The 16147-nt window shown below is 68.7% G+C and carries 13 protein-coding genes; 8 read left to right on the plus strand and 5 right to left on the minus strand.

Translation table 11 applies throughout. From position 1 onward, the window contains the following. Positions 1–9: 9 nt before the first annotated feature. The 3 genes from KEG38_RS22405 to KEG38_RS22415 all read right to left on the minus strand — a co-directional run bounded on the left by KEG38_RS22405 (position 10) and on the right by KEG38_RS22415 (position 1751). Complete coding sequence (locus KEG38_RS22405) at positions 10–966, minus strand: hypothetical protein (protein WP_272421739.1); 957 nt, start codon at positions 964–966, stop codon at positions 10–12. Further along, positions 963–1268, minus strand: a complete 306-nt coding sequence (locus tag KEG38_RS22410; RefSeq protein ID WP_272421740.1) for a PadR family transcriptional regulator — start codon at positions 1266–1268, stop codon at positions 963–965. Before KEG38_RS22410 ends, KEG38_RS22405 begins: the two co-directional genes overlap by 4 nt. An 84-nt stretch (positions 1269–1352) precedes the next feature. After that, the gene (locus KEG38_RS22415) at positions 1353–1751 is read right to left on the minus strand and encodes a hypothetical protein (protein WP_272421741.1); all 399 of its coding nucleotides are present in this window, start codon (positions 1749–1751) and stop codon (positions 1353–1355) included. Between the two features lie 588 nt (positions 1752–2339). Between KEG38_RS22415 and KEG38_RS22420 the strand changes: the two genes are divergently transcribed. The 6 genes from KEG38_RS22420 (at position 2340) to KEG38_RS22445 (ending at position 9816) form a co-directional block, all read left to right on the plus strand. After that, positions 2340–3476, plus strand: a complete 1137-nt coding sequence (locus KEG38_RS22420; RefSeq protein ID WP_272421744.1) for a hypothetical protein — start codon at positions 2340–2342, stop codon at positions 3474–3476. Between the two features lie 137 nt (positions 3477–3613). Further along, positions 3614–5560, plus strand: coding sequence for a YgiQ family radical SAM protein (locus KEG38_RS22425; protein ID WP_272421745.1), 1947 nt, complete (start codon positions 3614–3616; stop codon positions 5558–5560). A gap of 15 nt (positions 5561–5575) precedes the next feature. Beyond that, the gene (locus tag KEG38_RS22430) at positions 5576–5977 is read left to right on the plus strand and encodes a hypothetical protein (protein WP_272421746.1); all 402 of its coding nucleotides are present in this window, start codon (positions 5576–5578) and stop codon (positions 5975–5977) included. A gap of 9 nt (positions 5978–5986) precedes the next feature. After that, positions 5987–7621, plus strand: coding sequence for an adenylate/guanylate cyclase domain-containing protein (locus KEG38_RS22435; RefSeq protein ID WP_272421747.1), 1635 nt, complete (start codon positions 5987–5989; stop codon positions 7619–7621). A 416-nt stretch (positions 7622–8037) separates the two neighbouring features. Then, the gene (locus KEG38_RS22440) at positions 8038–9123 is read left to right on the plus strand and encodes an SPFH domain-containing protein (protein ID WP_272421748.1); all 1086 of its coding nucleotides are present in this window, start codon (positions 8038–8040) and stop codon (positions 9121–9123) included. A 42-nt stretch (positions 9124–9165) separates the two neighbouring features. Further along, positions 9166–9816: an NUDIX hydrolase gene (locus KEG38_RS22445; RefSeq protein WP_272421750.1), complete on the plus strand. Its 651-nt coding sequence runs from the start codon at positions 9166–9168 to the stop codon at positions 9814–9816. 15 nt (positions 9817–9831) lie between these two features. On the opposite strand, the gene KEG38_RS22450 is transcribed toward KEG38_RS22445, so the two are convergent. Then, on the minus strand, positions 9832–10773 hold the full coding sequence (locus tag KEG38_RS22450; RefSeq protein ID WP_272421752.1) for a tetratricopeptide repeat protein: 942 nt from the start codon (positions 10771–10773) through the stop codon (positions 9832–9834). A gap of 239 nt (positions 10774–11012) precedes the next feature. On the opposite strand from KEG38_RS22450, the gene KEG38_RS55580 reads away from it, so the two are divergent. Both KEG38_RS55580 and KEG38_RS22460 read left to right on the plus strand, forming a co-directional pair. After that, positions 11013–12473: a sigma-54-dependent transcriptional regulator gene (locus KEG38_RS55580; protein WP_272421753.1), complete on the plus strand. Its 1461-nt coding sequence runs from the start codon at positions 11013–11015 to the stop codon at positions 12471–12473. After that, positions 12470–13651 carry a formylglycine-generating enzyme family protein gene (locus KEG38_RS22460; protein ID WP_272421754.1) on the plus strand — a complete coding sequence of 394 codons (1182 nt, stop codon included), beginning with the start codon at positions 12470–12472 and terminating at the stop codon, positions 13649–13651. The genes KEG38_RS55580 and KEG38_RS22460 overlap by 4 nt, the downstream gene beginning before the upstream one ends. A 3-nt stretch (positions 13652–13654) precedes the next feature. On the opposite strand, the gene KEG38_RS22465 is transcribed toward KEG38_RS22460, so the two are convergent. Then, complete coding sequence (locus KEG38_RS22465) at positions 13655–16090, minus strand: hypothetical protein (RefSeq protein ID WP_272421755.1); 2436 nt, start codon at positions 16088–16090, stop codon at positions 13655–13657. Between the last annotated feature and the right edge of the window lie 57 nt (positions 16091–16147).

Consider the following 16147-nt stretch of genomic DNA (forward strand, 5'->3'; position numbering starts at 1 on the left):
CTGCTGTCGTCAGGCAATCTCGCGGTCGCTTCGACCCCGGCCCGAGCGTGCAACCTGCCGACGTAGGACGCGCCAATGCACCCACGAAACCGCCACGACGAACGCGGTTCCGAGGAACACGAGCGGGTCGCCGGTCTGAATGAAGTCGCGTGCGTTCCAGCCGATCACCGCAACCCCTAGCGCGATGAACCAGCGGGGATCCGCGAACCCGGAGACGGTGCAAGCGACGAGCAGAAGAGCCGCGACCGCGGCCGCGCCCCGGTCGACCGTTCCGGGCACGAGGTGCCACGTCGTCGTCGCGAACCAAGCCGCGAGGCGCCACGTCGTCGTCGCGAACGACGCCAGCGCAAGCCCGACGAGCGCCGGCCGAACGGCGAGCGCGCGATCGGTCTTCCTCGCGGCTATCGTGAACGCAGCAACGAGGAAGGGGATCGCGCCCGGAACCGCCATGCCGAGAGCCCACCGGATGCCGATGGGTCCAGGGTAGCGGAGCGTCCCGAGCAGGCCGATGCCGCCGAGGGTGAGGGCTCCCGCCCAGATGAGCACGCGCCGCTGCTGCAGCATCGCGACCGCGAGCAGCACGTACACCACGAGCTCGAGCGCGAGCGGCCCGGCGTAGAGCGCGAGCTCATCGGACGGCACACCGGCGGCGCTGTTGACGGGAAGCCAGTGCACGAACCACCCGAAACGAAGCAGGAGGGCGCCGACGCGAACGCTGGCGAGGAGGGCCGCGCCCAGCACGATGCCCTGTGCGAGCACGACGCGGAACGGTTGGTTTGCGGGCGTCGTCGCGTGGGCACGAATCGCCGAGACGACGAGATCCAACACGTCGCGCGGGTGGGGCCAGGACTGCTCGGCCGTGCACGTCTCGAGCGTGGTACGGACGAGATCTTCCTCCCATCGCGCTCGAAACGACGCGGGAAAGAGGGAGATGAGCGCGCGGATGCGACGTTCGAGGGGGCTCATCGGTGCGCGAGCCTTTGCTTGGCGAGCCCCACGAGGGCCTCCCGCCGTTCGGTTTCTTCGACGAGGACGCGGCGCCCGCGCCGCGTCAGGCGGTAATAACGTCGCGGCCGCCCCTCCTCGATTTCCTCGCGATCGAGCTCGACGTGACCGGCTTCCTCCAGTCGCTCGAGGGCTCCGTACAAAGTCCCGGGGCCGAGCCGGATCGTTCCGCGGCTCAACTCGCTGACCTCGAGAAGGATGCCGTACCCGTGGCGAGGCCGATCCGAGAGCGCGAGGAGAATCAGGTACGTGGGGTCCTGCATCGGTCCTCAACCTATCGCCTCACGATGTATCGGTCAACGATATATGGAGTCCGCCCGCGGCTCCGGACGCGGCGTCGCGCGCGTCTACGTGGACGGAGGATGCTCGCTCTCCTCTATCTTGGCCTCGAGTCGCGCCAGGGCTTGCTCCAGGTTCGTGCGCTGCGAGCGACTCTCGATTCCATACTCGTAGAATCCGTCGTCTCCGCCCAGTTGTTCCGGGTAGCGCGAGCGGAGCCACGCACGCAATCGTTCGCTTACCGAGGCGTGCATGAGGTCGAGCCGCACGCATATGCCCGGTGAGACCCAGCTCCCTCTGTACACGCCGTCGTGGGGGGGTGCATTCGGGATGAGCGGGTGCTTGGGCGCCTGATCGTAACGGTGCGGGGTCCAGCCAACCTCCCAGATCGGACGCGCCGGAACCGCATCGAGCGCGTCAGCGAACGGCAGCAACGCGGGCGAGAGCTTGGAGGGAGGCATTGACATCGGATGCGAGTACCACGCCCTTACGCGCGCGTCGACGCGGGCCGGCAGTCACCTTGCTTCTCGAGAGCGGTACACAATCAGATTTCGCTTGCGGCCCCCGCTTCTCGGGAAGTTCGCTTTGGGGCCTCCCCAAATACCCTGCGAGCCGCCCACGCTTCGCAATGGGGCCTCCCCAAAGACGATCCCGACCGCCCGGACCTGGCGATGGGGCCTCCCCAAAGACGATCCCGACCGCCCGGACCTGGTCATGGGGCCTCCCCAAAGACGATCCCGACCGCCCGGACCTGGCGATGGGGCCTCCCCAAAGACGATCCCGACCGCCGGGACCTGGTCATGGGGCCTCCCCAAAGACGATCCCGACCGCGGGGACCTGGCGATGGGGCCTCCCCCAAGACGATCCCGACCGCCCGGACCTGGCGATGGGGCCTCCCCATGACCGATCCCGACCGCCCGGACCTCCCTTTGGGGCTTCCCCGCTCCATTTGGGAGCACTCAGCGCTCCGTTTTGGAGCACCTCGCACCTGCGGGAAAAACTCGAGAGAGAAACGTCCACGATGTCCGTGACGCGCCATCGTTTTCCGCAGCACCGTGGCAGCGTCGCTCGTGGTAGGCTCGTTCACCCCGGTGCGCAATCGCGACCCGCAATTTCTTCTCGCGGCAGCGCTGCTCCACGCGGCCGTCATCCTCGCGGTGTGGTTCACCGCGTCCTCGCCATCGCCGCGCAACGAGGGTTCGCAGACGGAAGCGCCGGGGCAAGAGCGCGACGAGATCGCTTTCGACCTCGTGTCCGATACGCCAACGCAAAAACCAGAGAAGGCTCCCGCGCCCATCGCCCGCGTCGCGCCGGCGAAAGCGCCGCGCGTCGGACACCACGCGCCGCGACGGCCGACGCACGATGCTCCCGGCGAGGACGCTCCGTATCCCGATCCCGAACCGCTGCCTGCCGCCGGCGCAAACGCGGGCTCACAAGAGGCGCCCGCCGAGCAGCCTCCGACCCTGCCGGGCCTCGACGGCAAGCCGATCTGGGCTGTGCCAGGCGTCCTTCCCGCGCCTGCCCTCGCCGGTCGCGTCTCGTCCGCCCCGCCGCCCGCCCCCGAGGAGCCCACGATCGCTCCCTCGCTGGGACAAAAAGCGCTCGATTACCTCGCTTCGCGCGTGCCGCCGCCGCCATCGGCGTACGAGCGCCGCGATCCCATCCAGCACTTCCCCGCAGCGGGCACGCTCGCCTCGGCCGTCACGGACGAGCTGCGATCTTCGACCACGCCGGCCGAATCCGATACGCACTTCGAGCTCGTCGTCGACGCCCAGGGGCACCTCGTGTCCGTGCACGTCGTCGCGGCGGACCCCGCGCACCGCAAGGCCGCGGAGCACGTGGCCCGCGCCATCGCGGAGCGCTTTTCTGGCCAAACGTTCCCGCTCCCCGATGCGTTCGCGGCGGGCAGCCGCATTCGCGTCGGCGTGAAGAGCGAGGTCGTCTTGCCCAATGGCGCGAAGCACCACGTCTCCGACCCTCGGCTGAGCCTGCCGGGCGTGAGCGTGCCGCTGGGCTCCCAGGAGTATTTGTTCGACGAGCGCTCTCGCCCCGGCTTGGCCGGGGTCCTGCCGAACCTGAATCTCGGGATCGAGCTCTCGTTCAAATTCGACCTCGCGACCCTCGGCTCGACACGCAAGCGCGTCTTGCACACCCGCGTCAACGCCGTGCCGCTCGCCAGCGCGACGCAATGACGCCGATCACGACGTCCGCCCGTTCGCGGGACTCGTCTGCGCGGCTGATGGTCGAAAGCACCCCCGGCTCGGAAAAACGCGAAGGCGTCGTCGTCGGCGCTGACGCGGAGCCCCCGGCAAGCTAGGGTCACGGCGCCGTGAACATCGTCCAGATTCGCAAGAGCGCCCATGCGTCGGGTCGTGATCTCCGCCGTTTCCTGCCCACGACCCGCGCCGAGATGGAGGCGCGCGGCTGGGACGAGCTCGACGTGCTGCTCGTGAACGGCGACGCCTACGTGGATCACCCCGCGTTCGGCGCGGCCCTGATCGGCCGTTTCCTCGAAGCGCGTGGCTTCCGTGTCGGGGTCATCTCGCAGCCGGACTGGCGCACGACGGACGACCTCTTGCGCATGGGGCAGCCGCGGCTCTTCGTGGGCATCACGGCCGGCAACATGGACAGCATGTTGAACAAGCTCACGGCGCAGAAAAAGATCCGGAGCGAGGACCAGTACTCGCCGGGCGGGCGCACGGGGCTCCGGCCGAACCGCGCGACGATCGTGTACGGCAACCTCTGCCGCCGCGCCTTCCCGGGCGTGCCGCTCGTGCTCGGCGGGATCGAGGCGTCGCTCAGGCGGATCGCCCACTACGACTACTGGTCGGACCAGGTGCGCCGGAGCGTGCTGCTCGACGCGAAAGCGGATCTGCTCATTTTCGGGATGGGCGAGCGGCCGGTCTGGGAGGTCGCCGATCGGCTCAGGCGGGGCGAGACCATCCGCGATCTCCACGACGTGCGGGGCACGGCGTACGTGCGGCGCAAGGGCGAATGGGAGGACCTCGAGCCGAGCCGGTTCGTCAGCGACGGCAAGGTGGTGATCCTGCCGAGCTACGAGGAGGTCGTCCGGGACAAGGAGGCGTTCGCCGAGATGAGCCGGCGCTTCCAGTACGAGACGAACCCGGGCAACGGGCGGCCGCTCGTGCAGCCGCACGGCGAGGAGGCGGTGTATTTCAATCCGCCCGCCATCCCGCTCGAGACGAAGGACATGGACGAGCTCTACGACCTGCCCTTCGCGCGCGCGGCCCATTACAGCTACAGCGAGCCGATCCCGGCCTTCGAGACGGTCAAGCATTCGATCGTGACGATGCGCGGCTGCTTCGGGGGCTGCACGTTCTGCTCGATCACGGAGCACGAGGGCCGGGTCATCCAGTCACGCTCGGCCGAGAGCATCCTGAAGGAGATCCGCGCGCTGCGCCGAATGGATGATTTCCGCGGCTCCATCTCGGACCTCGGCGGCCCGACGGCCAACATGTACATGATGAAATGCAAAGACCCCGCGATCGAGAGCAAATGCCGCAGGCTCTCGTGCGTGCACCCCGGGGTCTGCGAGAACCTCGAGACGGATCACGAGCCGCTGCTCGATCTGATGCGGGCCGTGCGCGAGAGCGAGGGCGTGAAGAAGGTCTTCATCGCCTCGGGCATCCGTTACGACCTCGCCGAGCGCTCGCCGGAGTTCATCGAGGAGCTCGCGAAATGGCACGTGGGCGGCCAGCTCTCCGTCGCGCCCGAGCACTCGAAGAAGGACGTGCTCGACAAGATGAAGAAGCCGGGCATCGAGAGCTACGAGCGCTTCGCCGAGCAATTCCAGTGCGCGAGCGAGGAGGCGGGGAAGAACCAGTTCCTCGTGCCGTACTTCATCTCGGGCCACCCGGGATCGGCGCTGAAGGACATGGTGGACCTCGCACTCTGGCTCAAGAAAAAGGGAATGCGTCCGCGCCAGGTACAGGATTTCATCCCGACGCCGATGTCCATGGCGACGTGCATGTATTACACGGGCATCGATCCTTTCACGAAGGCGCCGGTGTACACGGCGAAGGAGATGCACGAGAAGCGGCTGCAGAAGGCGCTGCTCCTTTACTGGGATCCGGCCCATCACGACGAGGCGCGCGAGGCCTTGATCAAGGCGGGGCGCGGGGACCTCATCGGGTCGAAGCCGCATTGCCTGGTGCCGCCCGCCTCCGGGAAGGGCGCGATGCCCATCGCCATGCGGCGCGCCCGCGCGGAACGTGGCAAGCCGAAGGGGCGCAAGCCGACCGAGGTACGGCGCTAGCCTGGAGTGGGCCCCTTGCAGATCCGTTCGTTCAAGCTGCGCGTCGCGGATCGCCACGTGCGCGTGGTGCCGAAGACGGATGCCGAGGGATGCCCGTTCGCAGGCCCCGGGGTCGATCTGCGTGGTGAGCGCGCCGAGCAAGCCCTCACCGCGGCGAGGCCGGTCTTCGAGGCGCTCGCCTCGTTCGAGCCTGGCGTGGTGATCCGCTCGCTCTCCTTCGACTTCGACCGGGAGCGGCTCCTCGCGACGCTCGAGCCGACGACGCCGGAAAGCGATCCGCGGCCGCGCGTGGTGCGCATCGACGGGGGTCCGGCATTACGAACGCTCTTGCCCCTGGCGGCCGCGCTCGCGACATCCCTCGCCGAGCTCGCGAAGCCAGTGCTGGCAGAGCGCCCGAAGGATCACGTCGAGGCGTAGGGAGGAGCGATGACGGAGGCCCTGGCGACGACGCCCGAGAAGACGGACCCGGCGCGCGCCTGGGACGCTCTCGGCCGACTTTTGCATCGGCGCCTGATCCTGATCTACCTGACCGCCTCCGTCGCCGTGACAGGCACCGGGGCGCTCTTCTTCCTGTTCGGTCTCGACTTCAGTGCCTACCAGAAGCAGCTCGTCCTCGGTCTGCTCGCGCCGCTGGCCGCATTGCCGCAGGTGATCGCCGACATCTCGGTGATCGGGCGGCACGTCGCGCCGATCCGCGCATTCTTCGCAGCGCTGCCGGGGCCTTCGGCGAAGTCGCTGGCGGCGCCAGCGCTCGCGCGCGCCTTGAATTTGCCTCTTTACACGGCCGCACGCGTGCTGTTCCTGCACGCGCCGATCCTCGCCGTGTCCCTGACGGTGCTCTGCTCGCTCGCGAACGCGTGGCTCGGGCTGGGGCTCGCGCCGTGGCAGTTCGCCCTCGTCTACGCGACGATCGTGGTCTTCGCCTCAGGCCACGCGATCTACGAGTACCTCGCCGTGAAGTCGGCCGTGAAGCCCGTGCTCCCGCACATCCGCGCGCACGTGGACGAGGCCGCGCGCGACTCCGTGCCGCGGGTGCTTCCCCTCAAGATGCGCTCGCAGCTGCTCTTCGTGTTCGCATTCGTGGCGTGCGTGCCGCTCGCCGCGCTCGGGTTCACGGTGATGCTGAAGCTCGGCCGTCTGCTCGAACGCGTAGGAATGCACGAAGCCGCGTCGATCGAGGGGCCACTCGAAGTGTGGGTGCTCCTGCTCGTGATCGGCGGATCGAGTCTGGCGCTGTTTCTCGCGACGATGCTTTCGCGCGACATCGCAGCCTCAGCCGAGGGGCTCGTCGAGGCCATGCAGCGCGTGGAGCGAGGCGAGGTGTCAGCAGAGCTCGTGGTGGCCTCGACAGACGAGTTCGCCGAGGCATATCGCGGCTTCAACCGGATGACGCACGGGCTCATGGAGCGCGAGCGTCTGCGCGACGCGTTCGGTCGATACGTCGCACCCGAGCTCGCCGAGGAGGTGATGAAGCACGGGGTGTCGATGGGCGGGAGTCTCGTGCACGCAACCGTGATCTTCGCCGACATCCGCGGCTTCACGTCCCTCTCGGAGGCAATGTCGCCCGTGGAAGTCGTGAGCCTGCTGAACCGCTACTTCGCCGCAGTGAGCCCGCCGATCCGCGCCGAAGGCGGGTTCATCAACAAGTTCGGCGGGGACAGTCTGCTCGCCGTGTTCGGCGCGCCGGTACCAGCGTCAGATCACGCCGAACGCGCAGCCCGCGCAGCACTCGGGGTGCGCGCAGCGCTGGCCCGCTTCAACGAGCACGAGGTAGCCGAGGGTCGAGCAGCGCTGCGCATCGGGATCGGCGTGCACACAGGCGAGATGGTAGCCGGGAGCGTGGGGAGCCCCGATCGAATGGAGTACACGGTGATCGGCGACGTCGTGAACGTGGCAGCGCGGATCCAAGGTCTCACGAAGGAGCTAGGGACGGACATCCTGCTCAGCGAGGCCGCGCACGAGCCGGTAAAGGACATCGTAGCGGCGCAGCCAATGCCAAAGGTGGCAGTACGCGGCAAGGCCGAGCCAATCGTGGTGTACGCCGTCGTCGATTCAGCCTGACCGGACCGGGGTTTCACCCCGGACCCCGACCAGGGGTTGTCCACCCCTGGACCCGGACCAGCGCAAGCGCTGGACTCGTGGTCGATGAACTGCGCGATGCGCAGTTCATCGAACGGGCCCGTTGGCAAGACCAGCGACGTCAGCCCTGCTGCCTCGGCTGGCAACGCCGCTTGTGGTCTTGCCCCGTTCCTGTCCGAGAAACCGCGCATCGCGCGGTTTCTCGGCCCTCGGTCCAGGCCGTGGCCTGGTCCGGGGTGCAGGGGGCGGACAGCCCCCGCTGGGGTGCGGGGCAACGCCCCGCTCCGAAACGGATCGACCGCGCGCCGGAATGGAGCGCGCCGCGCGACGGGGCGCCTCGCAAACGGCTGGAACTGCGCGAGCTCGCGCTGGCGCGGTGATTGCTGTTTCAGGGCGGCATGCGAACGATCCCGAACTTTGGCCGTGTCACCGCAGAGCCGCATGAGTTTCTCATTTTGATCCGCGACGGGAAGGTGAAGCGCTCGGGTCAAGGCGTGAGTGTCTTCAAGTGGCCTTCGGACAGCGTCACGCTGATCCCTACTACCATCCAGAAGCTCCAGTTCCGCGCCGATCAGGTGACGCTGGAGAAGGCTGGCGTGGAGGTGACGGGACTTGCGGTTTACCGCATCGTCGAGCCGCTCCTCGCGTATCGGATGATCGATCGGGATCGCAACGGCCTCACCGACATCCTGCGCGAGATGTTCGTTGGGGCCACGCGGCGCATCGTCGCGGGCTTGCGCCTCGAAGAGTGCATCACGCACCGCAAGGAGCGTGTTGCGGCCGCGCTCATGGATGAGATCGCGCCGGTGCTGGCGGGCGAGGGGAGTCTGCAGGATGGAACGAGCGCGGGCTGGGGTGTGGTGATCGACACGATCGAGATCCAGGACGTGAAGGTGCTCTCGCAGGAGGTCTTTACGCGATTGCAGGCGCCGTATCGCGAGAAGCTCGCGCTCGAGGCGCTGCGCGCGAAGGAGGAGGTCGCGGTGGAGGAGAACCGGCTCGCGTTCGAGCGCAAGCGCGCGGCCGAGGATGCGCGGCGCGCGATCATGGCCGAGGAGGAGGCGCGCATCGCGGCCGAGCGCAGACGCGAGATGGAAGCGCTCGAGCACAAGCAGGCCCTCGCGCGGAGGGCGCACGACGAGGAGCTCGCGCGCGCCCGCGAGCGGGCCGAGGCTGAGCAGGCCGAGGCGCGGATCGCGCTCGAGACGCGAAGGGCGGCGGCCGAGCTCGAGGCCGAGATCGAGGCGAAGAAGCGCAGCGTGCCGGAGCTCGGCGAGGCGCGCTTGCAAGAGATCATGCTGACCGAGACCTTGCCCTCGATCGCGAACGCGTTCCGCGCCTCGTTTGATCGCGTCAACGTGACGACGACGGACGGGAGCTTGTTCTCGTTCCTGTCGGCGGGCCTCGATCAGGTGATGGACGTCGCCCGCGCGCGCGGCGCTGCGCTGCCGGGTGTCGTGAAGAGCGAGGCCAAGAAGGATTGACCGCGGGACGGTCCTGCTCCCTTGAGGTATCTCCCTCGAAGCATGCGGCTCTCCCCCGACGACGTTCGCCGCTCCCTCGCCGGTTTGCCGGCGAAGGACAGCCCCTGGATCTCGATGCTGCAGACGAACGCGCGCGCCGCGGCCGTCGCGATTCCGATCCGCTTCACGCCCGATCCGGTGGTGATCGCGATCCTGCGATCGGCCGAGCTGCGCGAGCACGCGAGCCAGGTCGCGTTTCCCGGCGGCAAGCGAGAGCTCGGCGACGTGGATCTCTACGCGACGGCGCTGCGCGAGATGGACGAGGAGGTTGGGCTCGCGGGGGAGGGGATCACGCGGCTCGGGGATCTCACGCCGACGCCGACGTACAACGGCCGGTACTTGATCCATCCGTACGTCGTGGCTGTGGACGAGACGCTCGCGCCGGAGGCGTGCTCGGGGGAGATCGCGCGCATCCTCGAGTTACCGCTCGGCGCGTACCTGCGTGGGGAGGCGCCGCGGGGCGGGGTGATCGTCCCGTGGAACGGCGCGGAGCTCTTCATGCCGCACTTCCGGCTTGATGCGTGCGTGCTTTACGGCGCAAGCGCGGTGATCTTCCACGAGCTCGTCGAGCAGATCGCGACCGGGATCGGGGCGACGCTGCCGCCGCCGATCCTGGAGCACGAGATGCCTTGGGGGGATCGAGAGCCCGTTTGAGGGCCAAGAGGTTCGTTAGAACGAACCGTGGACGAGGACGCCGCTCATGCCGGGACCGACGGTCGGCGTGACGCGCACGCGGCTCGACTTCTGCTCGTCCTGGGGCACGGGCTTGTTGAAGAGCAGCTCCCACACGAGCCCGCCTGCGACCGCCGCGCCGCCGACGCCGAGCGCGATCTTGCCGATGAGGACCTGCGTTTGTCCGAGGACGGCCTGGTCGTACGACGCCTTGTCGTAACAGAACCACTGGCCACCCGAGGTCGCGAGCTGGCCTTCCGTGAGCGGGTTCGTCGCGGTGCTGGGGTCGTTGACCCGGAAGCACCCGTTCTGGCCGTTGATGTCGGCCACGCCCTTCTGCACGCCCGACACGTTGCCGAGACCGACGGGCAAGAGGATCGCGCCCGCGATGAGCGCCGCGCCGCCGACGCCGACCGTGATCCACGGCGCGATGCCGAAGGGTTTTACGGGAGGAGGCGGCGGGAGCTCAGGGCGCGCCGAGCTCGCGGGAGGCGGAGGCGTCGTCGCCGACGCGGAAGCCGTGGACGCCTGGCTCTGCTGAAGATCCTTGAGGTTCTTCACGCGTGTCTGGATCTTCGCCGCGTCCGGCGCATCCGGCGCGCGTTCCAGGTACGCCTCCAGCGCGAAGATCGCGTTCTGCCGATCGCCGAGCTTCTCGTACGCGTTGGCGATGTTCAGCAGCGTGCCGACTGCGTTGCAGTCGAGGTTGAAGACATCCCGCCAGTACTGGATCGCGCGGGCGTACTCGCCACGCTCGTAAAACTGCCTAGCTGCCTTGTGAGCGCCCTTGGCGCCTTCGACGTCCTCTTCCGTTGCCGTCCGGTTGCACTTACCGGCGAACGGATTCTGCGGGCCATCGGCCATGGCCATGCCCGTCGCCAGGGTCACCCCGACGACGAGCCCGACCAGAGATACCCCCTGCGCGCGCGTTCCCCACATGCGGTATTCGTCCTTCGTACCGAGCATAATGGCATGGGCCGCCGTCCGTGAAAAAAAGCGCGAGCACGGTGAGCAGGATGCCGGCGATCCCGGCTCTTCCCCCCTCTTCCCCCCCACCCTCCGGCCCCCGGGCCGGGTCCCGCCCTGCCCGATCCCGGGCCTTTGCCGCCGGTCCCCCCCGCGCCCCCGGGCTCTGGTAACCTCGCCGCGTGCTACCTGAAAAGAAGCAGATCCTAGTCGTGGACGACGAGGCGAACCTGCGCCGCGTGCTCAGCGCGCAGCTCGGTCGGGACGGCTACGAGGTGCACACCGCCGAGGACGGGGAGGAAGCCCTCGCCTTCCTCAAAGAGCACCACATCGACCTCGTGATCACCGACCTCCGGATGCCCAAGGTGGACGGGATGGATCTGCTCCGCGCCGCCATGCGGGACGATCCGACGCGCCCCGTGGTCATGTTGACGGCCCACGGGACGGTCGACAACGCCGTCGAGGCCCTGAAGACCGGCGCCTTCGACTACATCACGAAGCCCTTCGACCAGCACGAGGTGCGCCTCGTGGTCCGCAAGGCGCTGCGCACACGCGACCTCGCGAGCGCCGACGCCTCGCGCGACGTCGCCGTCTCCGCGTCCCCGCGCGAGGGCACCGCGCGCTTCGGCATCATCGGCGAGAGCCAGCCGATCCACGACCTCTACGCGATCATCGAGCGCGTCGCGGATACGCCCACGACGGTGCTCATCACGGGCGAGAGCGGGACGGGCAAGGAGCTCGTGGCGCGGGCGCTGCACGAGAACTCGAGCCGGCGCGACAGGCCCTTCATCAAGGTGAACTGCGCCGCGATCCCGAAGGACCTGATGGAGTCGGAGCTCTTCGGCTACGAGCGAGGCGCGTTCACGGGCGCCGTCGCCTCGAAGCCGGGCCGCTTCGAGCTCGCGTCGGGCGGGACGCTTTTCCTCGACGAGATCGGCGAGATCCCGAACGAGATGCAGGTGAAGCTCCTGCGCGTGCTCCAGGAGAGCGAGTTCGAGCGCGTGGGCGGCATCAAGACGATCCGCGTCGACGTGCGGCTCGTGGCGGCGACGAACCGCGACCTGAAGCGCGAGATCGGCGCGGGCTCGTTCCGCGAAGATCTGTTCTACCGCCTCAACGTGGTGTCGATCGCGCTGCCCGCGCTGCGCGAGCGCAGGACCGACATCCCGCCGCTCGTGTCGTACTTCATCGCGAAGTTCAACGCGCGGCTGCGCAAGAACATCGAGGGCGTCGAGCCGGACGCGCTCGAGCGGCTCTCGTCCTACGGCTGGCCGGGGAACATCCGCGAGCTCGAGAACGTGATCGAGCGCGCGGTGCTCTTCGCGGACGGCGCGCGCATCCGGCTCGAAGATCTCTCGGAGGAGGTGCGTTCGAACGTGGCGCCGGTAGGCGCTGCGACGGCGAGCGCGTCTTCGTCTTTGGAGGGCGCGCGCGCGCCGTCGCCGTCGTCGCCCGATCCGCAACAAGGCGAGACGGGGTCGATCTCGGACGGCCTGAAGGAGCAGGTGAAGGCCGCGATGAGCCGGCTCGAACGCGACCTCATCGTGCGCGCGCTCAAGCAGACGCAGGGCAACGTGACGCACGCGGCGCGGCTGCTCAAGATTTCGCGCAAGGGCCTGCAGCTCAAGATGAAGGAGCTCGGGCTCCGGGAGCGCGAACACGAGTCGACGTGAAGAGAGTCCTCGTCGCCGCCGCCCTGCTCGCGCTCGGCTGTGAAGGCAAGAAGCTCGCGCCCGAGCCGACCGACGCGGGCGAGGAGGCCGATCCGCCGTGGGTCACGGCGGATCGAGAGCCCGAGCCGCGGCCGGGGATGACCTGGATCCCGCCCGGATCGCTCATCGCAGGCACGCCGCCCGAGAAGCTGCCGCGTGTCCCCGACGAGGAGATGGCGGGCGAGCAGGTCGTGATGTCGGGCTTCTACATCGACCTGTTTCCGTACCCGAACGAGCCCGGCGCGATCCCGACGACGAACGTGACGCAGGCCGAGGCGGCCGAGCTCTGCGAGACTCAGCAGAAGCGGCTCTGCACGGAGCTCGAATGGGAGCGCGCGTGCAAAGGTCCGCAGAACGCGGCGTACCCGTACGGCGACACGTACAGGCCGACGACGTGCATGACGGGCTCGATACGGACGCTCGTGCCGAACGGCGTGAACGCGGGATGCAAGAGTGCGTTCGGCGTCCACGATCTGCACGGCGGCGTGTGGCAGTGGACGGCGAGCCAGTGGCGCCGCGACGCGACGAAGACGAACCTCGGGACGACGCGCGGCGGGAACGCGCCGCAGGGGGAGCTCGTGGGCCGGTGCGCGAACGGCCGCGGCGTGCGGTCCGACGTGCGTCGCGCCGACGTGGGCTTCCGCTGCTGCGCGGGCGAGCCGAACAGCTTCGAGGTGGTGCTCAACGTGAGCCGCGGCGCGCCGCTCACGTTCCACCCCGCGGACACGAAGGCCGAGCTCGCGCGCGCGCTCGCGCCGCTCGTGCCGGACGAGATCCGCGCGGTGAAGAAGCGGAAGGCCGACGATCAGTTCGAGATCGAACGGATCTGGATGTGGCACCCGCTGGGCAACGAGGAGCTCGTGCTCGGCGGCGGCTGCGTGAAGGCCGCGGATCACGCGCACTGCGGGGTCGTCGTGGCGCGCATGCGGTTCGATGCGCCGGTCTCGATGGCCTTCGTGCCGACCGAGCTCTGGCAGCCGACGGTGGGCGAGACGGAGACGTCGCGCGAGCTCTTCGTCTACGGGGGCGACGACAACGGCGCGTTCCGCAGACGCGTGTCGTACGAGTGGGGGAAGATCGGGATCGGGAACAAGGAGCGCAAGAGGAAGCGCAAGGGCAAGAAGGAGCCCACCTGGTGAAGGTCACTGCGGCGCGGGCGGGACGAGGAAGAGGATCTCCTTGGGCGCGCCGAGCAGGAGCTCCGAGGGCGCGATGCCGTTCTGCGCCTTGATCGTGAGCGTGGCCTTGAAGATCTGCGCGGTCGCGTTCTGCGGGATCGTGGTGTTCGGCGTGGGCACGATCTTGAAGCAGATCTTTTGACCAGGAACGATCCCGAGGGCGGTCTCGTTCACGCCGTCCTGCGCCTTCACGAGTCCCTTCGCGCCTGACCAGACGTCCTTGAGCTGCTGGACGGCGTTCAGCGAGAAGCACGGTACGCCGGGCTCGGCCGCGTCGTTGCCGCCCGACGCGTTGATCGAGATCTGCGTGACGAACGTGTCCACCGAGTCGATGGGATCGGCGAGGCTCGCGGTGGCGAGGGCGCGGATGTCGAAGCGGATCGACTTGAGGAGGGCCTTGATCCCGTTGTCGAGGGTGATGTCGTTGAGGCCGCTGCCGTCGGTGCTGATGTCGAAGATGAGGCGGCAGGTCCCGCCAGGGTTGTCCGAGGTCGCGGGGCCGTCGGGGACGATGAACGCGCCGTTCGGGCCTGTGCCGCACTGCATGCCGCCGAACGCGGAGGGCGGGACGAGCGAGCTCGTCTGATCGGCGATGTACGCGAGGTCCTCGTAGGGATCGCCGCCCATGCGCACGCCGTTCGACGAGGAGATGCCGATGATTCGCGCGCCGCGTTGCTTCATCGCGCCGACGAGCGTGTCGACCGTGGGCGTGGGGAAGGGGGCTTGGCCGTTGAAGTCGTAGGGATCGTGGAGGCTACTCGCATCGAGGGAGCGCCGACCGTTGTGGAACGGAGCATCGGTGATCGGCACGAGGATCGGGAGCGCGCCGTCGCGGAAGCGTAGCGATCCATAATGGCCGCTGGGCGCGCCCGCGGGCGTGAGCTGACCGCCCGGCCAGAGGAGGTAGGCGTCGGTGAGCGCGCGGTACATCGCGGCGACGTGTGACTCCGGACCGTCGCCGCCGTCGTGCACGTTGAGCGAGAGGACCGCGGCGAGGTTGTCCGCGAGGACGGTGCTCACGTATCCCGAGGCGCCCGCGACGTAGAACGGCTGATCGACGCCGGCGGTGCCGTACGTGCCCGTCGGGAAATCGTCGAAGCCCGCGATGCCGACGGCGAGGTCGGGGATCGACGCCTTGAGCTTGGTGATGATCGCGCCGAGGTTGCTCTTGAGGTTCTGGATCTCGCCGCCCATCGTCGCCGTCGTGTCGACGAGGAAAGCGACGTCGCCCTGGTTCAAGTTCGTACGAAGTGGAACGATGTTCTCGGCCGGCGAAGGCGCGCCGAGGTAGGGCAACACGAAGTAGAACTTGCCGAGCGTGCCGGGCGTGACGAGCTGATCCCGCGGATCCGAGCCGAGCTCGCGCTCGATCAGATCCGAGGTGCCGTCGCCGTCCGTGTCGGCCTTCGTGCGATCGGTCTCGAGCGGGTCGAGCAGGCAGTTGAGGTTTTTGTCCTCGTCCTTGTCGAGGATGCCGTCGGCGTCGGCGTCGAGGTCGAGGAAGTCGTACTTGCCGTCGCTGTCGGCGTCGGGCGGCGGATCCGCGACCATGTGCAGCGGCCCGGCCTCGCAGAAGTCGGAGAGCCCATCGGCGTCGCTGTCGTTGTCGCGGAACGCGGGCTTGCCATCGCCGTCGGGATCGGCGAGCCCTTCGAACGCATCGCCGATCGTGTCGTTGTCGCTGTCGGCGTCGCACAGATCGGGTAGCGCGTCGCCGTCCGTGTTGATGGCGACGCCCATCGCGAGCTCGACGGTGTCCGGGAGCGAGTCGTCGTCGTTGTCCGGATCGGCGTAGTCGGGGACGCCGTCGCCGTCGGTGTCCGCGGGGTTCGGCGCGGGCTTCTGCGGATCGTAGGGCGTCTGGTCGGGGTAGATCTCGAGCGCGTCGGGCAGGCCGTTGTCGTCGCTGTCCGTATCGCGGAAATCGGGCGGCGCGGTGCCGTCGGAGTTCTGCGGATACGCGCAGCCGACCGAGGCCGTTTGACCTTCGAGCGCGTCGGGGAGCGAGTCGTTGTCGCTGTCCGTGTCGAGGTAGTCGGGCGTGCCGTCGCCATCCGTGTCGACGCCCTGATCCTTGCCCTCGACGATGTCGGAAATGCCGTCGAAATCCGCGTCGGGCGGGCAGTTGCTCATGGGGGCGCCGCCCATGCCGCCGGCACCACCAGCGCCGCCTGCGCCGCCTGCGCCGCCTGTCCCGCCGGCACCACCTTCGCCGCCAACGCCGCCGCTGCCGCTGGACGAGCTCGAGGACGAACTGCTCGACACGCTCGAACTGGAGGAGGCGCCGGCATCACCGCCCGCGCCGCCCGCGCCGCCGGTGCCGCTGCTGGACGCGCCCGTGGGCCGATCGATGCCCGAGTCCGGCGTGCAGGCGACGCCGAGCGCACCCCCCGCTAGCAAGAGCCCGAGAACAGAAGCCCATCGCCCCCGGCGGATTTTCAGGTCAAGCACTGGACT

The organism is Polyangium jinanense (genome assembly GCF_028435265.1).
GTDB classification, from domain to species: Bacteria; Myxococcota_A; Polyangia; order Polyangiales; family Polyangiaceae; genus Polyangium; species Polyangium jinanense.